The following is a 25,995-nucleotide window of genomic DNA, read 5'->3' on the forward strand; positions in this document are numbered from 1 at the left end:
CCCGCTCGCGGGGCTTTACAGAAGGGGCAGGCCTGTCGTAAAGGGAAAAACATGGATAAAAAGTTGCCCCTGATTTTCCTTTCTCTTTGCGTTGCGCTGGGCTTGTGCTGCTCTGCGCCGCATCTGGCATGCGCCAAGGAAAACACGGCCCCGACAGAGCAGACCGACAAAAGCACACCTCAGAGTGCCCCCCCAAAATCCAGTGCCCAGCGCTCCGGCGAAAAAAAAGGGGTCTCCGCCAAGGCAAACCGGCGCGAGGGCAAGCAGAAGGAAAAGAATTCCAAGGGTATCCACGCCCCGGCGTGGGCATTTGGCGGCGGGGCGCAGAGCCGTGATGCATGGCGGGAAGGCACAAGCTCCAACGATCTGCAAAAGCGGGCCGTGGGGGATGACGCGCCCAAGGAAAAATCAGTAAATACCACGGCCAGCATCAATTCCGCCCTCAAGGGGCCGCCGACAAAAGAAGAACACAAAAGCGGCATGGCAGTGAGCGTTGGGCAGGAAGACTCCGCGTGGCGGAAGAAGGGGCAGCATGAACTGGAGGCGGACGAAAACCTCCCCATGCAGAGCCGCCATGTTGTGCGGGCCTATGCGGATGTGGACGCGGGTGATGACCTGAGCATCAGGGTCGGGCCCGAGCTGATCCTCAAGGATGAGCAGCGTGAGCGAACCAATGCCAACAAGCAGCCGGAATCCGCCCTGGGGCTGGGCATGCAGTTCAAGCTTGACTTCTAGGCCGGTCGCCGGAGTGAGTGCTTGTTTGTCTGGGAATGTGGGCTTGCAGGAATAGCTGCCCAGCAGCTACAGGGCTGGATGAGCGTTACTGAACGTTCTGCGCAAGTATAAGATCCACTTCATCCACGCTGAGGCCAGCGTTTTTGGCGATCTGCCGACTGTTCAGGCCTTTGCGGTGTCCATTCAAAATCAGTTCCCGCAAAAACTGGGGTGAGCGGCTGATGCCCTCGGCCTGTTCCAGCAAGCGGCGCAGTTCATGCGTACGCGCTTCAAGCTTTTCGTCCAGATTCCGCAATTCCGCTTGCCGTTGGGCAAACGTAGCCACGATTTCCTTTTCCAGCCTGGCGTTCATTTCTATGCGCGCCAGCAGGCTGTCCTGATTGCCCTGCAAGGCGTTGAGCAGGGCTTCTGACCGGCGCAAGCGCAGGTAGAAAACAAGCACACCGCCAAGTATGGCAAGCTCGAAGAGGGAAAAGAGCATGATAAGCGCGTAAAGCAGGGTGTCGTTCATACTTTTATGTTCAAAAGGTTGCCCACAAGCGGGGATGAAGTTTCACCCGATGGGGTTTCCGGTTCAGGGGGGGGCCGCCGCCTTCTGCGGCTGCCAAAATGGGGTGCGCCCTGGTGATCGGCATCCGGGTTCAGCGCCGTCTGGCTCCCGGGTTCTGTGCGCGTTACCTGTTGCTGCTCCTGCTTAGCTATGGCGGCGGCAAGAACGCGCGACATGGCAGCCGATGCCTGCGGGCCGACAGCAGCGGCATTGCTTACGGATGTGGCCAGGCTGGTCTGGGCATACAGCACGGCCATGGTGGCGTCAACGCTCATGGTGGCCTCCTGTTGCCGGTTCCGGGGGCCTGTACGACCCATTCAGTGGGTCGCGTATGCAGCAGCGGATTATGCCTTGCGCAGCGCCACGGGCGATGGCTTTTGCGGACTTCACTGCCCGACAGATGCTGCTGTGGCTATTCGTTCAGATAACTCTCAAACAAAATGTCATCAATGCGCCCCTGCGTCAGGTAATCGTTCAGCACACCGCTGAGGTCTTTTTTAATGGTAGCCGTATTGGCCGGATTCAGCAAAAACTCGTCCGACTTGCTGCTCAGGTAATAATACAGGGCATCGCGCAGAGGAATGAGCTTGTGGTCAATCTCCATGCCCACCCTGGGGCTTTGGCTGACTGTTGAAAATTTGCAGATCAAAAAGCGCGCCCCCGTGGGTGTTTGCCGGGGAATAACAAAGGGTGCCAGTTCCTTGACGCTGTCAGGCTGGGCAGTCGGTGTTTTTGCAGAAGGCACCACGATCACGTCTGGCTTGATTTGCTCCGGAGGCGGCGGCGGGGGGGTGCGCAGTACAAACCACCAGATTGCAGCGCCTGCCACCAGCAGCACGAGCAGGCCAGCAGCGGCAGCAATGATCAGCAGCTTTTTTTTCTTCTTGGGTGGTTCGGCCCCTTCTTCGGCAACCTGAAGTGGGGCTTCTTCGTTTTTGGCCGGGGGAGGAGGCGCCTGTTCCACAAGGAACGGGGCATCGTCAAGATCAAGTTCGACCTTGCGCAGGCTTGTGTCCTGGCTGACCGCAACCTGAAGTTCATCTTTGACGGGGGCGTCTTTCAAATCCTGCTTTTCAGCCACGCGCCTCTCCTGACAATCACGGTCTGTTCATCTGTTCCATGCCGTGACCAGCACTACACTACCGCAACCACTAAGAACAAAAAACCGCTCCGAACCAGGTGAGCGCATGCAGCGCTGACCCCGGCCAGGAGCGGGCCGTCAAAGCCAGGGAAATCTTGGCGCTGTGGCCAAGGGCAGGTTGCCTGCGAGAAGGCTGGCTGCCCCGCGTGGATATTTGTGTATACCCGCGCCACGCAAACTTGCCGGGCGAATGCACATTGCCACTGGCAAGTATTTCAACGTGGAATGCTCTAGGGAAAAATCTTGTCGATTTTCTGTTTCATCGTATCCGCAGTGAAGGGCTTGACGATGTAGTTGGAAACTTTGGCCTGCACAGCTTCAATGATGTTTTCCTGCTGGGCTTCAGCTGTGACCATCAGAAAGGGGATGTTGGCAAACTGTTCGCTTGCGCGAACCTTGCGGAGCAGATCAATGCCTGTCATCTGGGGCATGTTCCAGTCCGAAACGATAAAGTCGATCTTCTCGCGGTTCAGAACTTCCCATGCCGAGGTGCCGTCATCGGCTTCCACCACGTTCTGAAAACCAAGCTGGCGCAGAATGTTGCGCACAATACGGCGCATGGTGGAAAAATCGTCAACCACAAGGACACGCATATTCGGATTGTAAGGCATGAGAAGAACTCCTTGAAGCGCCGTCAATATCGGTTTGCAACAGACGTTGCAGCCGTGCGCCACTGTCTGTTGTAAGCTTATATTTCAGTGCCTTCGCCGTAGAGATTATGAAATTCCTTGCGAAGGCGGCTCAGGGCCTGTGAATGTAATTGTGAAACCCTGCCTTCGGTGATGCCCATGACTTCGGCAGTTTCACGCATATTCAACTCATCAGTATAATACAGCGAGAGTACCAACTTTTCTCTTGGCGTCAAGCGGTCGATCAGCGGCGCCACACGCTCGATGAGCTCTTGCAGGGCAGTGCTGCGGAAGGGTTCTCCGCCTTCGGGGCCTTCGCCCGAGATAGTGTCCTGAATAGCGTCAAGTGAAATCCAGAGCTGGTTTTGCAGGGCTTCAAGACCCTGCCGCACATCACGCATGTCGAGGCCGGTGATCTTTTGCAACTCGTCCTCGGTGGCCTGCCGGCCTTGCTCGTGTTCAACCTTGCGCATGGCTTCATCAAGCACCCGCACACGCTGACGCAACGACCGGGGAAACCAGTCAAGCCGGCGCAATTCATCGAGCATGGCTCCCTTGATGCGGCTTTCGGCATACGTTTCAAAGCGGATGCCGAGCTGCGGCCTGAACTTGCCCAAGGCTTCCATGAGGCCCAGGGTGCCGGAGCTAATCAGCTCCCCAAGTTCTATGCTGCGCGGCAGCTTGGCTTTGAGCCGCAAAGCGAGAAAGCGTATCTTGGGCGCATAGTGACGCACCACAGATTCCTGCTCTGCCGGTGAAAAGCTCTCCCAAGGGGTTGCCCCGGTTTCGAGCGCTTCCCAGGGGCAGGGAGCTTGCGCTTGCGCTGTGCCGGTCTTCATGTTGGTTTCCTTCGGATTTGCCTCTTCTACCCCGTGGCATCTGGATGCCTGTTATGCCTCGCTCCACCTGCCCGCCAAGGCTGGTTGCGCTGCGTTTTTGACACGTTGAGGTTAGAGCGCGTTGTTTCTGTTGCCAAAGGCCTTTCAGGCCCGGAATCCCACCCGCAATTCTAGCGGAACAGCAGTTTTTTCCAGAAAAACTTGATGTTGCCGTCGAGGTTTTCGGGGGCTTCCCATGCGCTGATGTTCTTGGCCAGCGACATGGTGGCCTTTGCCGCCGGGCTTTGCGGTTCGCTTATGCAATAGGGCAACTGCTGCACCACGGCCTTGCGCACACCTGTATCGCGCGGGATAACGCCCACGAGTTCCAGGGAAACGCCACTGAGAAAATGGTCGCAGGCCTGATGCAGACGCACAAACATGTCCTTGGCCGTCTTGAGGTCCGGGGCCATGTTGACGCACACCTTGAAGCGTTCAACGCCGTGATTGTTTTTCAGAACCTTGATGAGAGCATAGGCGTCAGTGAGCGAGGTCGGTTCCGGTGTAAGCACTACCAGGCGTTCCTGCGCGGCCATGTTGAAATAGAGCACGTTGTCGCTGATGCCTGCGCCTGTATCCACGATGAGGTAGTCAAGCCCGTCTTCCATTTCATCAACGGCTTCAAGCAGTTCAAGCTTCTGCCCCGTGGAAAGGGTGAGCATTTCGCTCATGCCGGAAGAAGCAGGCAAGATGGAAAAGCCGTAAGGCGTGGGAAAGAGTATGTCCGAAATGGTGGCCCCTTCGTGAAACAGATGAAAAATATTCTTCTGCGGGGTCAGACCAAGCACCACGTCTACGTTGGCCAGACCGAGGTCGGCGTCAATAAGCACCACCTGCTTGCCCAGCTGCGCCAGGCAAATGGCAAGATTGACCGAGATATTGGTCTTGCCTACGCCGCCCTTGCCTGAGGTGACGGAAAAAACCAGAGGGAAAGTGCCGCTCATCTGTCTGCTCCACATGTTATGGCTCATGCCGCGCTAGGCGGCCTGGCCGGGAAGTTGCCTTTTGAAAATAAGACGCCAGACCAGCGGCTCGGTGGCCGGGGCAAGGCTTTCCTTGAGTTCCGCGCCGAACGACAGTGCTGAAACCGGCAATCCGGCAGCGCAGGCCACATTCACAATATTGCCGAAGCTTACGGCTTCGTCCAGCTTGGTCCATACAAGGGAGCCAGGCCCTTCAAATTTGTATCTTTGTAAAAACGCCTGTGTTTGCAGCGCGTCAAAAAATGGCGAAAGCGTAAGGTGCGTAGCAGCTTCCACTGTGTCCAGGCCCATGTCGGCCCGCCAGTGGGCAAGATTGCCGTTGCGGTCAAGGCCGGGAACATCAATGAATACGGCGCGGGCCTCTCGTGTGGCGGTCAGGGCAAGTTCCATGGCGGCCTTGTCGGGCGCTTCCATGTATGTAAAATTGGAAAGTTCCGCCCAGTGGCGCAAAATCAGCCTGCCGTTGCCGCGCAGGCAGTCGGCGTTGATAAAGGCAATGCGTGCTTCTGGTTCGTGTTTGCGCATGTGCAGTGCAAAGCGCAGGGCCGTTGTGGTTTTGCCAAAACCGAAGGGCCCGGCCATCAGGTGGATGCGCTGCCGCCACTGTTCCGCGCCCCAGGCCTTGACCGGCACCATGCCGCAGAGGCATTCAAGCACAGAGGCTCCGGGTTCCGCCAGCAATCGCTGGTAGAGGTCAACCGCCACAGAGTCAGAAACACCTTCTCGCTGCAAATATTCCAGAGCAACACGCTGGCGGGGCGTGAGGCGTTCAAGCTGAATGGCTGGCTTCATCAAGGCAAAAATCTGATCCTTGAGATGCATCCATTCCTTGTGCCATTCACCCCAGCCAGCAGGCGTGCCTGCGGCTTGCGCTGCTTCGGCCTTGGGGCGCTCTATCCCGGCAGTTATTTCATGGCAGACGGCACCGTTCTTGCGATAGGTGCGGTTGCCCAGGATAACGGCGTCAGGCCCCATCTCGGCCTTGATTCTGGCCAGAATTTCCTGTGATGTGGCCCCTGTGAACGTCTTTACCTGCATGGCCCATTCCTTTGCCTAACGGTTCAATATCGCCCAGCGGCGCATCAGTGCCGTTTGTTTGACGATAAACCAGTATCTGCAAATTCGGGGCCAACTTTTTGGGCAGTATTGGCCCATGCGACTACAAGCAATCATGGGAACACAGCATTTGCCATAGACAATACTAGCTGGTGGGGAGGTAAAAGGCAACGAATCCTGATAGCTGGAGAGGAATATAAAAAATAAAGCGGCGCTCTGACACAAGGGGTCGGAGCGCCGCGCAACGTCGGGGCTGGCCGGATTATTCGGCGCTTACCACGCCCACCGATTGCAGCCGGATGTCGGGCGGAATCTCCGCCTGCGAGATGACCGGCACCGTGGGCAGAAAGCGCGTGACAATCTGGGCCAGATGCGGGCGGATGATCGGCGTCACCAGCAGCACGGGCTGGGCATCGGTATTCACCGCATTGTCGGCAGCCGTGCTGATGTTGTTCACCAGCCGCTGGGCCACAGCCGGATTCATGGAGAGGAAGGTCACGCCGTTGTCGGCATGGCGAATGCCTTCCTGCACCATACGCTCGGCATTGGGCGCAAGGGTCAGCACTGAAAGCGTTCCCTGGCTGTCCAGATAGGGTCGTACAATGGCGCGGGAGAGTTTTTCGCGCACATATTCTGCCAGCGTGTCGGGATTTTTGACGCTTGTGCCAAAGTCGCCCAGAGTTTCCACAATGGTGAGCATGTCGCGTATGCTGACGCTTTCGCGCACCAGCAGTTGCAGCACTTTCTGCACCACGCCAAGGGGCAGCACATTGGGCACCAGGTCTTCCACTGCCTTGGGCGCATGCTTGGCGACCGTGTCCAGCAGACCCTGCACGCCCTGGCGGTCAAGAAAGTCGGCCAGCTGACGCTTGAACACTTCCGTCAGATGCGTGGCGATAACCGTTGCCGGGTCAACCACCGTGTAGCCCGCAAGCATGGCTTCCTCACGCTGGCTGTCGGGAATCCACAGGGCCGGCAGGTTAAAGGCAGGCTCGCGCGTTTCAATGCCGCTGATCTTGGTGGTCACGTTGCCGGGATCCATGGCCAGAAAGTGATCGACCAGAATCTCTGCCGAAGCCACCTGATTGCCCTTGATCAGCAGGGCATACTGGCCGGGTTTGAGCTGAAGGTTATCGCGCAGGTGCAGCGAGGGGATGACCACGCCCATGTCCAGCGCGAACTGCCGGCGTATGGAGCGGATGCGGGCCAGCAGGTTGCCGCTCTGTTCTTCGTCCACCAGAGGGATGAGGCCGTAGCCCACTTCAAGTTCAAGTGTATCAAGGGGCAACAGTGCCTGTACCTCTTCCGGCGTGTCGGCGGTGCCGGAACCGCTTTTCTTTTTCTTGTCAGCCTTGGCCTTGTTGGCGGCCTCCTGATCCTTGTTTTCCGTGAGGCGGCTCACCACAAAGATAAGGATGGATATGCAGAGGAAGGGGATGGTCGGCAGGCCGGGCACCAGCGCAAACAGCAGCAACACGCCCGAGACCATCTTGAGCGCGCGGCTGTTGAAGGTAAGCTGGGCCAGAAATTCTTCGCCCATCTTGGCTTCGGAGGCGGCGCGCGAAACCAGCAGGCCAGTGCCGGTGGAAACAATGATGGAAGGTATGGTGGAAACCAGACCGTCACCGATGGTCAGCAGGGAATAGGTGGTGAGGGCTGTGTTCCAGTCCATATCCTTCTGGACCATGCCGATGATGATACCGCCCACAAGGTTCACCAGGGTGATGAACATGCCTGCGTTCACGTCGCCCGAAACAAATTTGCAGGCGCCGTCCATGGCGCCGTAAAAATCTGCTTCCTTGCGCAGCCCTGCGCGGCGGGCATTGGCCTGTTCTTCATCCAGCAAACCGGCGTTGAGGTCGGCTTCAATGGCCATCTGCTTGCCGGGCATGGCGTCCAAGGTGAAGCGGGCCGCCACTTCCGCGATACGCGTGGTACCAGCGGTGATAACGGTCTTGTTCAGAATGAACAGGATCATAAAGATAACGGCGCCCACAACGTAACTGCCGCCTACAACAAACTGGCCAAACGCGCGGATGACTTCGCCCGCAGCGGTTGCGCCCATATTGCCGTTGAGCAGAATAAGGCGGGTGGACGCCACGTTGAGCGCCAGCCGCAGAAGGGTTGTGACCAGCAGGAGCGAAGGAAAGATCGTAAATTCCAGCGGCGAGGTCATGAACATGGTGGTTATAAGCACCAGCAGTGAAATGGAAATGCTGACGCAGAGCATGAAATCGAGAAAAAACGTGGGTAGAGGCACCAGCATGACAAGCAGGATGATGACCACACCGGCTGCAAGAAATATTTCGCCGTTTTTTGAAAATCGAGCGTAATCAAGCTGGGGGATTACTGCGGCAGCCATTTTTATGACACCTCTCTGCGTTGGTTCCCGAAAGCGGGTTAACCCTGGAACGTATGGGTAATATGAAAAAATTTAATGTATTTTTAGTGCTTTACAACTTTTGGCTTGATCTTCCAGATGCTGGCCAGCACGGAAGCCACAGCTTTGTAAAGCTCTTCAGGGATCATGTCGCCTACCTCTGTGGACTTATACAAAGCCCGTGCCAGAGGCACGTTTTCGCGAATGGGAATCCGGTTTTCGCGGGCTACTTCCTTGATTTTTTCGGCCAGATGGTCCGCGCCCTTGGCAAGCACGATGGGGGCGGGAGCTTCCGATGTATTATAGCTCAGGGCCACGGCTATGTGCGTGGGGTTTGTGACCACCACATCCGCCTTGGGCACGTCGGCAAGCATGCGCTTGCTCATCATTTCCATCATTTTTCTGCGCTGCTGCCCCTTGATCACGGGGTCGCCGTCGGCCTGCTTCTGCTCGTCCTTCACTTCTGACTTGGTCATCTTCATGCCTTCGTTATAGGCATAGCGCGACTGCCATACGTCAAAAATGGCAATGGCAATGATGGGCAGCAGCGCGTAGCTGGTCAGTTTGAAGGCCATTTGCAGCATGTAGGTCGCCACGCCCTCGGTGCTGGCGTAGTACATGGGCAGAAAATTCTGATGTTCTTTGAAGATGATCCAGCCGGGGATGATGCCGAGAACAAGAGAAAACAGCAGGCTCTTGATGGTGCGCAGGGCTGTTTGCGGCGATGCCAGCATCTGCTTGAGGCCCTGAACTATGTTGAAGCGCTTCAGGTTGGGGCGCATCACCTTGGTTGTCCAGAGTTTGCCCACCTGTAGGCGTTGCGCCAGAAAGGCCAGAAATCCCAGAGTCAGCAGGATTGGCATGATCATGCGGGCAATTTCAAGCGTGACGTCAATGCTGAGGCTGTAGACGTTTTCAGGATTGGGATCGAACTCCCACGAGTGGCTGAGAAAGTGGCGGAAAAGGCGCTTGATGTTGTCGGCCATAGGGCCGATCCAGGCATAAAGAATACACATGCCCCCCAGCAGGCTCACGGCCTTGCCAAGCTCCTGCGCTTTGGGAACATTGCCCTCATCACGCTGCTTGCTGACACGTTTTGGAGTGGCTTCTTCTGTTCTGCTTGGATCTTGCTGTGAACCGAACATGCTCTTACCGCCCTGGTTTGATTGGCGCTGCGAAGTGCTTTGCCCAGACAATAGCAAAAAATATGCCCGTCAGAGAACTGGCAGGCATATCAGATCAGGGGCAACGGTCATTGGGCGCATGGGGTTTCCTCCGCATGTACGCCAACGGTGCGAACTGTTTGAAATCAGGGAGTCTGCTGATCCTCTTCCTCCTGCCACCACCAGCGGGCGCGCTGGCAGAGCAGGTCGATATCGCCAGCGGCGGCGAGGTTGAGCATCTGGCGGTATTGGCGCACAGCCTCATAGCTGTATGGATTGGCCTCAAACAGGCCAGCGAACATGTGCGCGTCTTCTGTCAGCATTTTGCGGGCCGCGTTCTGGCGGCGGCGGAACGAAGGCGTAAGAAAGGGCAGCAGATCCTCATGCTCCGCCAGCAGGGCAAAGTAGGCCAGACTGGTGATGAAGTTCATGTTCTGGATGCTGGCCATGGCCTTGTCGTGCTTTTCAGCAGTGGTGCAGAATACACGGCAGCCAAGGGCTGTAAAAAAGCCCGAGGCCAGCTCCACATGATCTTGTACCGCATGGGCCCCCGGCACAATGGCCACGGGCTGGTCTGCCTGCGGGTCCGGCTTGGGGCCAAAGAGGGGATGCGTGCCCACCACTGGCCCGGCCCAGATCTTTTCCATCTGTTGCAGCGGGATTTCCTTTACCGAGGTTATGTCCGCCAGCACAGCCCCAGGGAGCAGATGCGGGCAGACCGTAGCAATAACCTCGCTGAATACAGCGGCAGGAACGCAAATGATGGCAAGATCGGCCCCCGCACAGGCGGGAGCAAGAGCTTCGGGCGTCAGAGGCACGTCCACGCCCGCCACGTTCAGCCCTGCCGCCTTGGCGCGGGCCAGCAGCATGGCGCCCATGCGCCCAGTGGAGCCGACAATGACGGTTTTTACGGGATTGCGCGGGCAGAAGCCGGTAAAGCCGTCAAATCCATCCTCCGCAGCGGATTCCCCGTCATTTTGGGCGGCAGGGACGCCGTTGCTGCCTTGATTGCCCTTCATGCCAGTTGCTCCCAGATATTCCAGAATTGCGGAAAGGATTTGCGCACCACCAGCGGGTCGTCCAGCAGGTCGCGCACGTTTGTTTCAGGCTGGCGCAGTCCCAGCAGGGCCAGAGACATGGCGATGCGGTGGTCGTTGTGGGCCGAGAGGGAAACGCCCTCGGGCAAACGCGGACAGTCCGGCTTGCCGTTGCCGCGTCCGGCCAGACCGTGAATGAGCATGCCGTCCGAGAGCTGGTCAATGACCACGCCAGCCTTGGCAAGCTCCTGCGCCGGGGCGCTGATGCGGTCCGACTCTTTATAACGCAGATGGGCCACATTGCTGATGCGCGTGGAACCCTGCGCAAAGGCCGCCAGCACGGCCACTGTGGGCACGAGGTCGGGGCAGTCGCCCATGTCCAGCTCCACGCCATGAAGGGAGGAGGGATACACGGTGACGGAATCCTCCGTCAGGGTCATACGCGCGCCCATGCGCTGCAAAATGCCCAGCATGGCGCGGTCGCCCTGCAGGGAATCCGTACGCAAACCTTCAACTCTCACGGGTTTAAGACCCAGTGCGCCAGCGGCCAGTAAATAGGACGCGCCAGACCAGTCGCCTTCAACTGTGTAGTTGCCCGCGCGGTACGCGCCGGGATGGACTGTCACGCGCAAGCAGCCGGGATGCGCGGCCTTGAGTTCGCGCCATGCGCCAGGGGGCAGCATTTCCCACGGAGCATCGGCCGCATCGCGGGTTTCCACGTCAAAGTGGATGGCGTAGTCTGTCAGGCATTGCAGGGTCAGCCCCACATAGGGCCAGGAGACGGCTTTCTGCCCGCCAAGCGTTACGGACAATGGCGCAGGCCCCATGGGGGCCGCCAGCAGCAGGCCTGAAAAATACTGGCTCGAAATATCCATGCCCAGAGTTACCTCTCCCCCGCACAGCGCGGGGTTAAGGCCCTTGGCGTGCAGCACCAGAGGCGGGCAGTCGGCCTTGCCCTCAAAGGTGACGGCAAGCCCCAGTTTACTGAGGGAGTCCGTCAGTTCGGCAATGGGCCTTTCATGCATGCGCGGCGCGCCGTGTATGCGAAATTCGCCCTCGCCAGCGGCCAGCACTGCGGTAAGCAGCCGACAAGTGGTGCCGGATTCTTCCACATCACAGGAAAGGGGCGCACCCTCCGCGCCGCCGAGCGGCTTGCCGCCCATGCCCGTCACGCGCCACGCGCCGGAGGCCTGAGTGCTTTCGGGCAGGGTTTCCATGCTCGCCCCGGCCCCGCACAGGATGGCGCGGGTGCGTTCGAGGTCGCGGCTTTCAAGAGTATGCCGCACGGTGGAAACACCCTGCGCCAGCGCCGCGCCAATAAGATAGCGGTGCGAAACGGATTTGGAAGCGGGTGCGGTAACGCTTGCCGTGGCCTGCTTTTCGGCCTCGGTGATGATAATGGTGCTCTGGCTCATGAGACTGGCTGCTCCGGTGTTTCCGAGTGGAGGTCAAGACGGTCCAGTTGCGGCCCTGTGGGGTAGCTGCCCAGTATGCGGAAGCTGGTGCAGACTTCGTGCAGTTTTTCCAGCAGGGGGGCGTAGCGGGGATCTTCCAGATCACTTTCCACATCGGCAAAGAAAACGTATTTCCAGCGCTGTCCGCGCAGGGGGCGCGATTCCAGTTTGCGCATGTTGATGCCGTTGCTTGCCAGCAGGTCAAGTACGCTTGAGAGCGCGCCAGCCTTGTCTGCCGTGGTGAACAGCAGCGAGGTTTTGTCCGCGCCGGTATGGCCGGGCTGCGGGCCGCCCGTGCGGCTGCCCGAGCGCGCATCGCCGGGGCCGATGATCACAAAGCGCGTCCAGTTGCCGGGCTCGTCCTCAATGCGGCGGGCCAGAACGGCAATGCCCATGAGGTCGGCCAGCTTGCCGTGACCGATGGCGGCTGCGTCTTCCTTGCCCGCAGCATACTGGGCGGCGGCAGCGGTGGATTCCACGGGCACAAGGCCAGCGCCGGGCAGATGGGCGCGCAGCCACGCGCCGCACTGGGCCAGGGGCTGGGGGTGGGAATACACGGTACGCACGGCGGCCAGCGAGGGCGCGTTGCTCAGCAGACAGTGCGAAATGCGCGAAAACAGCTCGGCCTGAATATGCACGTCGTACTTAAGGAACAGGTCAAAGCTCACGCCCACGGTTCCCTGAAGGGAATTTTCCAGCGGCACCACGCCGAGCTCGCACTGACCGGAAGCCACTTCCTGAAAGACCTGCGTAATATCGTTGCAGGGGCGGAACTGGGCGGCATGGCCCAGGTACTCCACGCCCGCAAAGTAGGAAAACGTGCCTTCAGGGCCGAGATAGGCCACATTCTGGGGTCGCTGCAAGGAGCGGGAAGAAGAAAAAATCTCGCGCCAGATGGCCCGCAGATGATCCTCCGGCAGGGGGCCGGGGTTGCGCGTGGCCAGACTGTCCAGCACTTCCTTTTCCCGCAGGGGCTTGAAGATAATGCCCGGCACGTCGGCCTTGATACGTCCCACCTCAAGGCTCAGGGCCGCCCGCTGGTTAAAGAGCGTGAGCAGATCCTGATCCACGGCGTCAATCTCGTGGCGGATGGCGGCAAGGCGCGCGCCCGCCTTATCGGGAGAGGCTGCCTGACGGTCTGCTGCGGCTGTGGGGTGGCCCTTGGGCCAGTGGCTGTTGCTGTCGTCCATGCTTATATCTCCCGGATGTCTTCGCGGATGCGCATGCCAAAATGGCGACCGGCTTCGTCCAGGCGGCACAGCACGGTATCGCCGGGTTTCAGGCCCACCACGCTTACCGGCTCGCCGCCGGGGGTGGTCAGGCGGATTGTTTCGGCATTCTGCAAAAATACCGCGCCGGTTTTAACGCCGTCTTCGGTGGTAACCTGGGCTTCAACCAGCAGCATGGGGCGCACTTCAATCTTGACCCTGCCAAGGGTGGCAAGGCTGGTTTCGCCGTTGGCGTCCACGATCAGCACTTCCTGCCCTGCCTTGAATTCGCCAAGATAGGTGGTTTTGTCGCCGGGCAGGCGCACGTAGGCATGCACGGCCCCCGCATTGACCCTGAAGGGGCGGGCGGCCACATATTCGTTGCGCTCGGTTTCCGCATGCACAAGAAAGGTAAAGGCGCTGGAATTGCCCACCAGCATGCCCTGCCCCTTGCGCAGGATGGAGAGCGTGTCGGCGCAGACGCGGTGCCCGAGGCCCACGGATTCCACACGGGTGATCACGGCGGGCTGCAGTTCTTCATGCCCCTGCGCGAGCTTGCACTGGCTGACAATGGTCTTGAGATCGGCCACGGACTCTCTGGATACAACAATGCCCGCCACACCGCGTTCCAAAATTCCTGCGGCAAGGCGGGCCTCGTCCAGCGTAGCGGCCTCAGCCAGAACGCTGTCGCTCTGGGCCAGAAGGTTTTCCACAGGTATTACCTCCCAGCCGCGAGCCAGAACCACACGCTCGCCCTTATGCAACCTTTCGAGCACGGCTTCTTCGTCAGCCTTGACGCTGAGCGCCATCATGGCGGTATCTTCGGCAGCCCACACAGGGCAGCGCGAAAGACCGGAAACTTCTTCCACATGCTGGCGCGGCACAATAACGCCGTCCACGCCGGATTCCAGCGCCAGGGTCACATCGCCCTTGTCGAAGGGAACGCAGTTGAAATAGATGCGGGACATGCGGCTTATTCTCCTACAATTTCCATGGCCTGATCCACGGAAACGTTGTCGTGAACGATGGCGCGCAGGGCCTTGACCAGGGCAACGCGGTTGGGATGCTGGAAGACATTGCGGCCCACGGAAATGCCCGCGCCGCCAGCACTCAGCGAATCCTGAACCATCTGGAGTATCTGACGGGTGGAATCCATGCGCTCGCCGCCGGCGATAACCACGGGCACACAGCAGGCGGCCACGACTTCAGAGAAGCTTTCCGCATCGCCGGTGTAGGGCACCTTGACGATGTCCGCGCCCAGCTCAACGCCCACGCGGGCGCAGTGTGCCACCACGTCCTTGGCATAGCCGTTCTGGATCTGGGGGCCGCGGGCGTACATCATGGCCAGCAGCGGAATGCCCCAGTTGTCGCACGATTCGGCCACACGGCCCAGATCGGCCAGCATGAGGCGTTCATTGGGGTCGCCCAGATTGACGTGTACCGAAACGCAGTCCGCGCCGTGCTTGATGGCTTCTTCAACCGTGGCCACGAGGGTTTTGGTGTTGCCGAGGGGCGAAAGGGCCGTGGAGGCCGAAAGGTGGATGATAAGGCCGATGTCGCTGCCCGCGTTACGGTGCCCGCAACGCACAAGACCCTTGTGCATGAGAACAGCGTCCGCGCCGCCTGTGGCCATGTCGTTGACGGTGTCGCGCATGTCCACCAGGCCTTCAACCGCGCCGATGGTCACGCCGTGGTCCATGGGAACAATGATGGTACGGCCATTTGCGCGGTTGATGATACGTTCCAGGCGGATTTTTTTTCCAAGGTACATGGGCTCGCTCCTTTCAGTCTGCTGCTTTAAGGTGACCCGCATGGAGCGGGGTTTGCCGCATCTTTTCCGGCGGCCCATACAAAAAAAGGGCCGCTGGCTTGTTGCCTGCGGCCCGTTGAACTTTCTAACTTTTACGCGTCAGCAAAGCTCCCGACCACAGGCTCCGGTAAAGTACGCAAAATAATACCAGCTAAAGATGCCGGTGGCGTAGGAGGAGGTGTGGTTGGAAGAAATGCGCTGCATGAAAGTATCCTTAAAATTTTCTAGGTAAAAAGCTACGCGGCATGCAAAAGCCTGTCAATAGGAAATTGAAGTTTGCATGCAAATTATTCGCAAAGTCAGGCTGCGCCACGCTCTGCGGGATCAGAGGGGGCGTCCGGGGTTGTTGTTTTGCGCCGCAGCTTGCGCGTTTCAATGCGCTTGAGCACAAAGTCGCCGGGTTTGACCCCTTCGGGCACTGCCGAGAGGGGAAACTCCGCGCGGGCCAGATTGCGGTGCCCGCCAGCCTCGCCCACATCGTAAAAACAGGCGTCCGCAAGACGGCCAATGTCCCGTCCGCCATCACCGCGGAAGATCACGATAACGGTTTTGTCCACCACGCCGCTTACGGCTATCCACCGCAGGCCGTGTACCCGTGTGAAAAAGTCCGCCACTGCTACCAAGAGGTCTGCGCTGTTGACCTCGTTGAGCGAGGCAAAGGCCCCGCCGCCGCGGCAGTCGGCAAGGGAACGGAATGCGCGCGAAAACAGCGGCAGCCATTCCCGCAGGTATTCGCTGCGCAGAATACGGCGCAGCAGTCCGTTGTCCGCATGGCGTGAAAGCCACTGATAGGCGCGAAAATCGTCTTCGCCGCCAGAGCGTTCAAAAGCCGCCGTATCTGTGCGGATGCCGTACAGCAGGGCTGTGGCCAGCCTTGGGCCGGGGCGCATGCGCAGGGCCTTGAGATAGCGGGCCATCATGGTGCTGGTGGCGCCCATGTTGGGGCGGATATCGCGCAGCAAGGCCGGGCCAGCCAGTGAGCATGCCGTAACGTTGTTGGCGGCGCGGGGCAGGGGGTGGTGGTCGATGACGCAGTCAAAGTGCAGGCCCTGAAAAGCCTTGCTGTGGTGCGGCTGGGAATCCACCATTGCAAGGTGGGTGTACTGGTCGGCATTTTCAGGCTGCCAGGGGCGCACGGGGATGTTCAGGTAGCGGATCATGGCCAGGTTGTCGGGCCGGGTCACCTCATTGATACGCGCAATGTCCACGTTGTGTACCTTGTGGATCATAATACGCTTGAGCGCCAGCGCCGATGCCAGGGCATCGGGGTCGGCATTGATGAGGATGCACCAGCGGTCGTCCTTGCTGAGACCTGCCCGCCATTTTTGCAGCAGGGCGATGTGGTCTGTGGCGCCAGCCATGATTCTCCTTAAACGTTTATGCGCGAATGTTCATCTGCCGGAATGCGGTTGCGCAAGCGCCTCCAGCACCGGTAGGGATGCGGCCAAACGATCCCAGTTGAATATCTCGACCATGTGCACTGCCGAATCGGGGATGCGCTGCATGAGGGCGGCAGCGGTCTGCGCCTGCCCGGGCGTAAAAGCCGTGAGGGGCAGATGCCGGTCGCCATCGCCGGGGGCGCTCCAGTGCGCCATGGTCGCCTGCTCTGGCAGGGTCGAAACCAACAGGTTTTTTTGACCATAGCCCAGGAGGTGCCCTACGTCCAGACACAGGCCCAGTCCGTGATCCTGAAGAAATTCCTGTCCAAGGCAGGTAATATCACTGTGGGCAACGTTTTCCAGCAACAGCGGAATATCGCAGCAGTTTTTCCAGTGATTCGCAAAACCTGCCAGCAGGCGGCGTTGCACTTGCGGCGATCCCTGGGGCGGGTGCAGCACGGCGCAGCGCGGCTGAAGAAAAGCCGCCTTGCCAAGCACGGCATGGGCCAGGCGGGCGGCAGCGCGGGCAGGATAGGCGGCAGTACTCTTGCTGGCGGGCCAGGGCAGGTCAACGGGCAGATGTACATGCCAGCGCAGGGGCAGGGTTTCCAGATCGGGCGGCAAGTCCTGCGGCCCGTAGTTCAGGCAGGACTGGGCTTCAAAAAAACACAGACCTACCTCGTCCACCTTGCCAGCCAGAAAGCGCGCGTTTTCCGCCACTCCGGCGGGCAGCACAAAGGACGGAGCGGCCAGACGGCCTGCAAAGCGTGCGGGCCGCAGATGCGGCGTGTCTGGCTGGAGCGTCTGGTCGCCTGAATCTCGGGACATGGGGGTGTTCCTTGTGCGGGCATGTGGCGTCGGCCATGCAGCCACCATGCGCAAAGGGGGAGATTTCTGGAAAATCTCCCCCTTTATCATTCTATAATCGCAGGAGGCTACACCAGTTTGGTGCTGCTCCAGCCGTGTTCCTTGGCTGCTGCTTCGGTCTTGGGGCCACCCAACACGCAGGTGGATCCGCTGCGCGCGGCCTCGGCCAGCACTTCGGCAAATTCGCGGAAGTGCCTTTCGGTGGTGGAAAGGATTTCCTCGCGCATGAGGGCGCGGGCTGCATCGGTATCGTCCGTGAGCCAGCGCGAGAGGGACTGGGCGCCCTTGGCGTCGGGCAGCAGGTAGCTGTCCAGATCGCCCACAGCGCCCACTATGGCCTGGGTGAGCTGGGCCTTGTCCGGGCTGAAGGTGCGCAGGTATTCGGCCATGCCGTCAAAGGCCGCCAGGGTGTCGTCCACGTTGGGGTCGCGGTATGAGGCGCACACAAGGGTGCCGCCCAGGCGGTCGAGATTGCAGAACGCGCCGTACGCGCCGCCGCGCACGCGCACGCGCTCCCACAGGTAGCCCATGCGCAGGCTGCGCAGGATAACGCTGGCGGAGCCGTGGTACACATAGCCCTGATCGTAGATGTTGGCGGCCTTGCCCACATAGTTGATCTGGGCCGGAGCAATGAAGGCTTCGCCCTTGGGCAGTTCCAGAGGGGCGCTGCCAAAGTCCGTTGCCGCCCCCGCCCGCGCGGGCGAAAGCGCGCGCAGCAACTGGCGGGCTTCCGTTTCTACCAGCGCGAGACCCTGCGCCTCTGCGGTGCAGTCCATAACAGCGCCGGGCCGGGCGATGATGCGCGAGCGCAGTTCTTCAAGATCGTTCAAAACAGACTGCGGGTCCGTATCCATGCGTTCCAGCAGGCCGCGTACACTTTCAAGGTAGCTCAGGCCCGAGGTGCGCTCGGCAACCGCGCTTGCGCCGTTGAAGCGCGCCCGCAGGCGGGCGCTGACCGCCGCATGCCCTGCGGACTGTAAGCCGTGCTCCAGCCGGGCTTTGCCTTCCAGCAGCATCTGGCCCAGGCGCTCGCGCAACACGTTGGCGTCCGTCAGGGGGTCCAGCAGGATTTCGCGGGTCAGGGCAAAGAGGTCGGGCAGCTTGTCGTACACGGCCTTGCCAGACACGCCAAGGTAGCCAAAAGTCTTGCGGCTGCCGCGCATAAGACCCACCAGCGTTTCAGCGCCAAGGCCGCCCGTTTTGGCGGCCATGAGTGCGCCAAGCTCCGTAAAATCGCGTTTGGCGGTGCCTGTTTCGGTGAGGGAACGGGCAAAGAGCGGCAGCAGGGGCACGAGCCTGTCCGGCACATTGGCAAGGGGCAGCAGCAGGGTCGCGTAGGCAATACCCTGTGTGGGCAGTTCGTGCGTCAGGAACGTCTCGGGCAGTTCTGCCACTGCGCGGGGCAGCAAGGCGTTTTCACGCGGCAGGTCTTCAATCCCCAAGGCCGGGATGGTCGCAAGAGCCTCCGGGCTGTCGGGCGCGCTTTGGGCTTCCATGAGGCGGGTGGTTTCTTCCACCATCCTGGCGCGGGCCTCGGCATCGGCGGCGGCCTGCACGGCGTCCACGCGGGCCTTTTCCGCATCTTCGCGGACTTTGCCCAGCTTGGTGTCAGGCAGCAGCACCACGGTGGCGCGGTGCCCGTTGTTGAGGAACCAGTCCTTGATGGCCTGTTCAAATACGGGTTCGGCAGCCTCAATGCGGGCTTTGAGGGCGTTGAGCGGGGCTTCCCACGCCAGAGGGGCCAGCGGATCGCCATCATACAGCCATGTGGTCAGCGATTGCACCATGGCCGAAAGCCCACGGGGGAAGCGCCCCGAATTGTTTTCACGGTAGGCAAATTCCACGCTGTTGACGGCGGCTTCCACTGCCGAGCGGGGGATGCCTTCTTCCGCCAGTTGGGCCAGGGTGTCAAAAATAAGCAGTTCGGCCTGCTGCACATCGCGCGGGGCCACGCCCTTGAGACCGGTGGAGTAGTACATCTGGCGCAGGTCAGTCTCCAGCCCGCAGCCGGTGGTGTCTTCACCAAGGCCGGAGGCGATGAGCGCCTTGCGCAGGGGGGAGCCGGGCAGGCCTTCAAGGATATGCTCGAGCATTTCCATCAGCAGGGCCTGATGCACGTCCCCACGCTCGCCCAAAAGCCAGTTGACCGTGAACAGCGCGCGTTTTTCGCCCTTGGATGCGGCATAGGCCACTTCAATCTGGCGTGGGGTTTCCAGGCGCGGCTGCAAAGGCACATCTGAATTGACCGGTCGGGCCGTATAGCCCTCAAGCGCGGCTGCCGTCAGGCGCAGGCGTTCGTCTTCCGGGTCATCGCCCCAGAAGAAAAAGCGGGCGTTGCTGGGGTGGTAGTAGCGGCTGTGAAAATCGTAAAAGGCCTCGTAGGTGAGGTCGGGGATGTTTTCCGGATTGCCGCCGGAATCAAGGCTGTAGAGCGTATCCGGGAAGAGCGCCTGCTGGCTCTGCTCCGCGAGGACGGAATCGGGCGAGGAGTAGACGCCCTTCATCTCGTTGTAGACCACGCCCTTGTATGACCAAGGGCCATCGGGCGTTTCGGCCTCCACGTGCCAGCCTTCCTGCCGGAAGATATCCTCATCGATGCGCGGGTGGAACACTGCGTCTATGTAGACGTCAATGAGATTGTAAAAATCGCGCAGATTGCAGCTTGCGATGGGGTAGCAGGTCTTGTCGGGAAAGGTGAAGGCGTTGAGAAAGGTTTGCAGCGATCCCTTCATCAGTTCCACAAAGGGTTCCTTGACGGGATATTTGTCCGACCCGCAAAGAACGGAGTGCTCCAGAATGTGGGCAACGCCTGTGGAGTCGGCTGGCGGCGTGCGAAAGTTGACGCCAAAGCACTTGTTTTCGTCAGAGTTATTAATGGAAAGCAGTTGCGCCCCTGTGGCCTCGTGCCGCCACAAACGGGCGGTGCCGTCCACTTCGTGCAGATGCTGTTCTGTAAGAAGAGTGAATCCGTGCTTGTTCATGATGAATCCTGGAGTGTTGATGTGCAGCGCCGCTTGAGGCGCAGCGTGAACTCTAACTATAAGTGTAGATGCGCCGTTTGAAAAGGGGCGCAGTCAGCGGGCGCGTCATGCCCGGCTTGTGACCCGGCCCCCGGCGTGGTACTGAAATCAGCCCGTGCCCTTGCACGGGGCCGCAAATTTTTGATTGAGCGAGATGATATGAACATGAACTGCAAGTCCTGTACAGGCGGGTCTGCACTGGCAGAAAAGCTGGTGCTCTGGTACATTCCTCTGGCTTTTGCCGCCTTGTTCATATGGGGCAGCGTGTTGCAGATGCGCAGCTTTGCCATCAATGATGCGGATTTTGGCTACTTTATCACGCAGATCTGGCGGGTCTGGAACGGCTGGGACTGGCAGGCCCCTTTTTCCAACGTCTATGAGGGCAAGCCCTTTTACGCCCACCATTGCACCCCCCTGACGGCCCTGCTGGCCCCCCTTGTGGGGCCGTGGAAAAGCCCGTACCCCCTCAGCGTTCTGCAAGGCGTGGCGGTGGGGGCAATGGCCTTTATTCTGCCCCGGCTGGTGCGTGCCCTGCATGAAGAAGCAGAAGGCGATACGCCTTCCGGCAACTGGGTGTGGACGGCAGGTTTTGCGCTGCTCCTTTTCTTCTTTTTCCGCCCGGTGCTCACGCCGTGGTCGCGGCAGGTTCACTACACAACGCTCGTTACGCCCATGCTCATGCTGGCCGTGCTCATGCTGCACAAGCGCCGCTGGTGGGCGCTTGCCGGATGCTGCCTTGTGGTTTTTTTGGCGCAGGAACGCGCCGCGCCCAGTATTTTCTGCCTGGGTATGTATGCCTTTTTGCTGCTGGGGCAGCGGCGTGTCGGCGCGGTTTTATGCCTGTGTTCCGGCCTGTGGTTTGTCACGGTCACAAAGGTATGGCTGCCCTACATGCGCCAGCTTGCGGGCGCGGGAACGGGCTATGCCTTCAGCAATTTTGTAGATGTGGGCGGACAGTGGAATTTCAAGCTGCGCTACTATCTGCATCTGCTGGCGTACTCGTGGTTTTTGCCCCTGCTTGGGCGCAAGGCCTTGCTCTGCCTGTTGTGTACGTTGCCCTATCTCGCCATGGTGGCTGTTTCCGGCTACGGTCATATGTGGGCCATGGCCGGGCAGTATGAGGATTTGCCCGGCGTGTTCCTGATGCTCGCCATCTGCCACGCCTGCATGTGGGTGCAGGGCAAACTGCGCCCCGCGTTGTGGGAAAAGCTTCTGCCCGCCGCCGGTGTGGCGATGGCCGTTATAATGCTCTCTACGCAGACGGGTTGGTACAATCCGGCTGTGACAGTGGCGCGGCTGCTGCAACACCCCGATGCCCAGGCCCATGCGCGCCTGCGCGAAGCTCTGGGGCAGTTGCCTGATTTTCCCCCGAATGTGCGCGTGTGGGCGCAGTCCGGCCTTGGGCCGCACGTATTTTATCCCTATCAGCGTTATACCGCCGACATCGCACACATGGACGGGCCGTTGAACGACAGCGTGGTGATGATTTCACCCTATGCGGGCACGGCCTACCTTGTGGGCGGCGGGGGCGGGGTATCACGCGGGGAATTTGAGCGGGCGGCAGCGTTTTTTGACGCGCATCCCGATCTTGTCCGCGTAAAGAACAGTGATGTTCTGGTAATTTATGCAGGAAAGGGGCTGCGCGAAACCCAGCCTGAGCTTGTGCAGGGGCTGAGTCGGTAGGCAGATATGCTGTTTGCGCGGAAATTTCCGCATCAATGCTTGCTATTCGCAAGGTGATAGTGTATTGACTCCCTTTCCATCAAGCACACCCAAAGGCAGCGGCCCGGGGTGCCCGGTGGGACGGCGCGTGTGGCGTCGTCCATTTTTTGCGCCCAAGGACGGCTTGTCCCTCCTGGGTGTGGACATTGGGTTGCAGGGTCAGGGCATGGGTGGAAGAAGTTAACCCTTTGGAGGAATCCCAATGGCTTATGTCAGCATGAAGCAAATGCTGGAAACCGGCGTGCATTTCGGTCACCAGACCCGCCGCTGGAATCCCAAGATGCGTCCTTACATCTTTGGCGCCCGCAACGGCATCCATATCATCGACCTGCAGCAGACCGTCAAGCTGTTCCGCGTTGCCTACGACAAAGTGGTCGACACTGTTGCCAAGGGCGGCAAGGTGCTGTTCATCGGTACCAAGCGTCAGGCTCAGGAAGCAGTGGCCGCTGAAGCTGGCCGCGCCAGTCAGTTCCACGTGACCAACCGTTGGATGGGCGGCACGCTCACCAACTTTGTCACCATCCAGAAGAGCGTGGACCGTCTGAAGAAGCTGGAAGCCATGTTTGGCGACGGCACCATCAATCGCTACCAGAAGAAGGAAATCCTGCTTCTGGAACGCGAAATGAAAAAGCTCGAGGAAACCCTGGGCGGTATCAAGAACATGGACCGCATTCCCCAGCTTGCCTTTATCATCGACCCGCACCGTGAAGACATCGCCGTGAAGGAATGCCGCAAGCTCGGTATCCCGATCGTGGCCGTGACCGACACCAACTGCGATCCCGATGTCATTGACTACATCATTCCCGGCAACGACGACGCCATCCGCGCCATCAAGCTGTTTGTGGCTGCTTTCGCCGAAGCCTGCATGGAAGGTGAAGCCATGAACAAGGATCACAAGGGCGAAGCCGTCAACGCCGAAGAAGCCATGCAGAAGGCCGAAGCCGCCGCTCCCGCTCAGGAAGCCGCTCCCGCCGAATAGCAGGCCTTTCCATATTCCGTATCCTGGGGGCGGCGCAACCTGTAAGGGCTGCGCTGCCCCCGTCTGGATGAAAGATTGCGCGCCGCGCTTCGCGGAGGCCGCGCAACCGATCAGGCATTTACAAAACTCCGGCTTGGGGCCGGACAGCGTGTGGAGTATACTATGGCTATCACTGCACAATTGGTTAAAGAACTGCGCGACATGACCGCCGCAGGCATGATGGACTGCAAGAAAGCCCTGGTGGAAGTGGAAGGCGACCTGGAAAAGGCCGTTGACTGGCTGCGCCAGAAGGGTATGGCCAAGGCTGCCAAAAAGTCTGGCCGCGCCACCAGCGAAGGCCTCGTGACCGTGGCCGCCACTGCCGACAACATGCACATCGCCATGGGTTCGCTGCTTTGCGAAACCGACTTCGTGGCGCGCGGCGAACAATTCCAGGCCATGGCCACCCGCGTGACCCAGGTTATCCTTGAAAAGGCTCCTGCCGATGCCGCAGCCCTTGAAGCCATCCTGGGCGAAGAAGTGACCCAGCTCATCGCCTCCGTGGGCGAAAACATGCAGCTTGGCAAGTTTGCCCGCTTCAGCAAAAAGAGCGCCAACGATGTGGTGGGTCAGTATGTCCACGCCAACAGCAAGATTGGCGTTCTTGTGTACCTGACCTGCGGCAAGGCCGAAAGCGCCGCCAAGCCCGAAGTGCTGGAACTGGCCAAGAACCTCGCCATGCAGGTTGCCGCCGCCAGCCCCCTGGCCCTTGACGCCGCCAGCCTTGATCAGGCCGCTGTGGAGCGTGAACGCGAAGTTTACCGCCAGAAGGCCATCGAAGAAGGCAAGCCCGCCCAGATCGTGGACAAGATTGCCGACGGCGCGGTGAAGAAGTTCCAGAAGGAAGTGTGCCTCATGGAACAGCCCTACATCCGCGACGACAAGAAAACCATTTCCGACATCGTGCGCGAAACGGGCAAGACCATCGGCGACGAAATCACGGTTACCGGTTTCGAACGCATCCAGCTTGCTGCCGAATAGGCACAACACTGCGCCGGATTCCGGCACATAAGTGTACGCCTTCTGGCCAAGCACGGTTTTATGGGGGGCCTTTGGCCCCCCATTGCGTTTGACAAAGTCAACGCAACCAGAAATCATGAACTGACAGCGCCTTGCGGTGTTGTCGGGCGCGAATGGTTTCTCAAATCCCGCCAGGCGGGAATTGCTGTCTGCTGGGGCCTCTGGCCCCTTTTTTATTACGGAAACGCGGCATGGCCGCCGGAGAAAATATGTGGGATCTGGCATGGGTAACTGACCCCGCAGCCTGGGCTGGCCTGGGTACGCTGGTGCTGCTGGAAGTGGTGCTGGGCGTAGACAACCTGGTTTTTATTTCCATACTTGTGAACAAGCTGCCGCAGGAAAAGAAGCGTCAGGCCTTCATGACCGGCCTTGGGCTTGCCCTGCTCATGCGTATGGTGCTGCTGGCCTTCATGGCGCGGCTGGTTGCCCTTACTGACCCCCTGTTTACCCTGGGGGGGCACGGCTATTCTGCGCGCGATCTTATCCTTATGGCGGGTGGCGTGTTTTTGCTGCTCAAGGGCACCATGGAACTGCACGACAGGCTTGAAGGCCACGCGGGCAGGTTCGATACCAGCGGGCCGCAGGCCGGCTACTGGCAGGTAATTTTTCAGATCATCATTCTGGATGCCGTGTTTTCGCTGGATTCCATCATCACCTCCGTGGGCATGGTGGACCATGTGTTCATCATGATGCTGGCGGTGCTGGCTGCCATGGTCATCATGGTGCTTGCCGCAGCCCCCCTTCTGGAATTTGTGGAGCGCCACCCCACGGTCATTGTGCTGTGTCTTGGATTTTTGCTGATGATCGGTCTGAGCCTGCTGGCCGATGGCCTTGGCTACCATATTCCCAAGGGCTATATGTACGCGGCCATTGGGTTCTCGGTGCTGGTTGAGGCCTGCAACCAGTGGGCCTTGCGAAGTAGGCGCAGGCGCTACAGCATGCGGGATATGCGCGAATCCACGGCGCGGGTCATTCTGAACCTGCTCGGCGGGGGCGTACCCAGCGGCGGCGAGGCGCAACTGGAGGCAGCGGCGCTGGCTGGCGATGCCGGGGGCCAGCTCTTTGCTCCCATGGAGCGGGACATGGTGGCCCGTGTGATCCGTCTTGGCGGGCGCACGGCGCGGTTTATCATGATTCCGCGCCAGCGCGTGGACTGGCTGGACAGCAATGCCGACCGCGCCACTGTCACACGTTTTGCGGCGGCCTCGCGTCTTGTCTGGCTGCCAGTGCTGCGGCGCGACACGGATGAAGTGCTGGGCGTGGTGCATCCCGGTGAAATTCTGCAACAGGAGCAGCAGGGCATAGGCAGCCGCGAATGGGAACTGAAAACCTACGTGCGCCCTGCGCCCACCATATTTGAGCACACGCCGCTGACGACCCTGCTGGAAGACTTTCGCACCAATCCTGCGCCCCTGGCCTTTGTTCGGAATGAATACGGCAGTGTTGTGGGCATCATCACCCCCGCAGAACTGCTGAGCGTGCTTGCGGGCCAGATGGGCGACATGCCCGCCGGGCCAGAGGTTTGCCGCAGGCCTGACGGCAGTTGGGTTCTGCCCGGACGTCTGGCTGTTGACCTTTTTGCAAGCTGGCTTGGGGTGAGCCTGCCGCGCCGTCTGTTCAGCGCCACCCTCGGGGGGCTCATTATGGAGCGCCTGGGCCGCATACCTGAAAAAGGCGCGCACCTGCGCTATCAGGGCTGGGATCTGGAGATAACACGCATGGATCGCCGCCGTATTGACGAAGTGCGCGCGGTCAAGTTGCTGCTGCCGCATATCGAGGGCAAAAAACGTAAAAAATAAATTGTTGGGCTGAACTGGTCTGACATGTTGACATCTTGCCGGGTGCCAGCGTAGGGTTGGCTACATGAGCATGAACAAACAATTTTCTTTCCGCCACGTAGCGCTGCTATCTATTATGTGCGCCGTAGTAGTACGGTGTCACACTT

General features: G+C 59.8%; 22 protein-coding genes. 5 read left to right on the forward strand and 17 right to left on the reverse strand.

The annotated features are described in order from the left end of the window. The first annotated feature begins 51 nt into the window (after nt 1–51). Complete coding sequence (locus G449_RS15600) at nt 52–735, forward strand: hypothetical protein (RefSeq protein ID WP_022657625.1); 684 nt, start codon at nt 52–54, stop codon at nt 733–735. An 85-nt stretch (nt 736–820) separates the two neighbouring features. Here G449_RS15600 and G449_RS0101975 read toward each other — a convergent pair whose 3' ends face one another. From G449_RS0101975 to G449_RS0102055, 17 genes are all read right to left on the reverse strand, one after another. Beyond that, nucleotides 821–1,246 (reverse strand): hypothetical protein, encoded by a 426-nt coding sequence (locus tag G449_RS0101975; protein WP_022657626.1) that lies wholly within the window; start codon nt 1,244–1,246, stop codon nt 821–823. Beyond that, a complete protein-coding gene (locus G449_RS0101980) occupies nt 1,243–1,560 on the reverse strand; it encodes a hypothetical protein (protein WP_022657627.1) in 318 nt (105 codons plus the stop codon). Before G449_RS0101980 ends, G449_RS0101975 begins: the two co-directional genes overlap by 4 nt. A 137-nt stretch (nt 1,561–1,697) precedes the next feature. Next, nucleotides 1,698–2,366: a flagellar basal body-associated FliL family protein gene (locus G449_RS0101985; protein ID WP_022657628.1), complete on the reverse strand. Its 669-nt coding sequence runs from the start codon at nt 2,364–2,366 to the stop codon at nt 1,698–1,700. Nucleotides 2,367–2,656: 290 nt separating this feature from the next. After that, nucleotides 2,657–3,037 (reverse strand): chemotaxis response regulator CheY, encoded by a 381-nt coding sequence (locus tag G449_RS0101990; RefSeq protein ID WP_022657629.1) that lies wholly within the window; start codon nt 3,035–3,037, stop codon nt 2,657–2,659. Between the two features lie 77 nt (nt 3,038–3,114). Beyond that, nucleotides 3,115–3,894 (reverse strand): FliA/WhiG family RNA polymerase sigma factor, encoded by a 780-nt coding sequence (locus G449_RS0101995; protein ID WP_022657630.1) that lies wholly within the window; start codon nt 3,892–3,894, stop codon nt 3,115–3,117. A gap of 170 nt (nt 3,895–4,064) precedes the next feature. After that, complete coding sequence (locus G449_RS0102000) at nt 4,065–4,877, reverse strand: MinD/ParA family protein (RefSeq protein WP_022657631.1); 813 nt, start codon at nt 4,875–4,877, stop codon at nt 4,065–4,067. A gap of 33 nt (nt 4,878–4,910) precedes the next feature. Further along, a complete protein-coding gene (locus tag G449_RS0102005) occupies nt 4,911–5,954 on the reverse strand; it encodes a flagellar biosynthesis protein FlhF (RefSeq protein WP_022657632.1) in 1,044 nt (347 codons plus the stop codon). 280 nt (nt 5,955–6,234) lie between these two features. Beyond that, on the reverse strand, nt 6,235–8,334 hold the full coding sequence (flhA, locus tag G449_RS0102010; protein ID WP_022657633.1) for a flagellar biosynthesis protein FlhA: 2,100 nt from the start codon (nt 8,332–8,334) through the stop codon (nt 6,235–6,237). 83 nt (nt 8,335–8,417) lie between these two features. Continuing rightward, on the reverse strand, nt 8,418–9,497 hold the full coding sequence (gene flhB / locus G449_RS0102015) for a flagellar biosynthesis protein FlhB (protein WP_022657634.1): 1,080 nt from the start codon (nt 9,495–9,497) through the stop codon (nt 8,418–8,420). 164 nt (nt 9,498–9,661) lie between these two features. Beyond that, complete coding sequence (locus tag G449_RS0102020) at nt 9,662–10,393, reverse strand: prephenate dehydrogenase (protein ID WP_245170863.1); 732 nt, start codon at nt 10,391–10,393, stop codon at nt 9,662–9,664. Between the two features lie 137 nt (nt 10,394–10,530). Next, entirely contained in the window at nt 10,531–11,967 is a 1,437-nt protein-coding gene (locus G449_RS0102025; protein WP_022657636.1) for a 3-phosphoshikimate 1-carboxyvinyltransferase, read from the reverse strand. Next, nucleotides 11,964–13,196 (reverse strand): prephenate dehydratase, encoded by a 1,233-nt coding sequence (gene pheA / locus G449_RS15605; protein ID WP_022657637.1) that lies wholly within the window; start codon nt 13,194–13,196, stop codon nt 11,964–11,966. The genes G449_RS0102025 and pheA overlap by 4 nt, the downstream gene beginning before the upstream one ends. A gap of 2 nt (nt 13,197–13,198) precedes the next feature. Continuing rightward, nucleotides 13,199–14,182, reverse strand: a complete 984-nt coding sequence (locus G449_RS0102035; RefSeq protein WP_022657638.1) for a 3-dehydroquinate synthase II family protein — start codon at nt 14,180–14,182, stop codon at nt 13,199–13,201. 5 nt (nt 14,183–14,187) lie between these two features. Continuing rightward, nucleotides 14,188–14,985, reverse strand: a complete 798-nt coding sequence (locus tag G449_RS0102040; RefSeq protein WP_022657639.1) for a 2-amino-3,7-dideoxy-D-threo-hept-6-ulosonate synthase — start codon at nt 14,983–14,985, stop codon at nt 14,188–14,190. A gap of 338 nt (nt 14,986–15,323) precedes the next feature. Further along, the gene (locus tag G449_RS15610) at nt 15,324–16,385 is read right to left on the reverse strand and encodes a DHH family phosphoesterase (protein ID WP_022657640.1); all 1,062 of its coding nucleotides are present in this window, start codon (nt 16,383–16,385) and stop codon (nt 15,324–15,326) included. 30 nt (nt 16,386–16,415) lie between these two features. Then, nucleotides 16,416–17,231 (reverse strand): cobamide remodeling phosphodiesterase CbiR, encoded by an 816-nt coding sequence (cbiR, locus tag G449_RS0102050; protein ID WP_022657641.1) that lies wholly within the window; start codon nt 17,229–17,231, stop codon nt 16,416–16,418. 107 nt (nt 17,232–17,338) lie between these two features. Further along, on the reverse strand, nt 17,339–20,251 hold the full coding sequence (locus G449_RS0102055; RefSeq protein ID WP_022657642.1) for an insulinase family protein: 2,913 nt from the start codon (nt 20,249–20,251) through the stop codon (nt 17,339–17,341). 198 nt (nt 20,252–20,449) lie between these two features. On the opposite strand from G449_RS0102055, the gene G449_RS0102060 reads away from it, so the two are divergent. The 4 genes from G449_RS0102060 to G449_RS0102075 all read left to right on the forward strand — a co-directional run bounded on the left by G449_RS0102060 (nt 20,450) and on the right by G449_RS0102075 (nt 25,849). Further along, on the forward strand, nt 20,450–21,973 hold the full coding sequence (locus G449_RS0102060; protein WP_022657643.1) for a DUF2079 domain-containing protein: 1,524 nt from the start codon (nt 20,450–20,452) through the stop codon (nt 21,971–21,973). 241 nt (nt 21,974–22,214) lie between these two features. Next, nucleotides 22,215–22,991, forward strand: a complete 777-nt coding sequence (rpsB, locus tag G449_RS0102065) for a 30S ribosomal protein S2 (protein ID WP_022657644.1) — start codon at nt 22,215–22,217, stop codon at nt 22,989–22,991. A gap of 162 nt (nt 22,992–23,153) precedes the next feature. Further along, nucleotides 23,154–24,011 carry a translation elongation factor Ts gene (tsf, locus tag G449_RS0102070; RefSeq protein WP_022657645.1) on the forward strand — a complete coding sequence of 286 codons (858 nt, stop codon included), beginning with the start codon at nt 23,154–23,156 and terminating at the stop codon, nt 24,009–24,011. 248 nt (nt 24,012–24,259) lie between these two features. Next, nucleotides 24,260–25,849 (forward strand): TerC family protein, encoded by a 1,590-nt coding sequence (locus G449_RS0102075; RefSeq protein WP_027180626.1) that lies wholly within the window; start codon nt 24,260–24,262, stop codon nt 25,847–25,849. Nucleotides 25,850–25,995 lie beyond the last annotated feature (146 nt).

The sequence above is a fragment of the Desulfovibrio desulfuricans DSM 642 genome, from assembly GCF_000420465.1.
Classification (GTDB): domain Bacteria; phylum Desulfobacterota; class Desulfovibrionia; order Desulfovibrionales; family Desulfovibrionaceae; genus Desulfovibrio; species Desulfovibrio desulfuricans.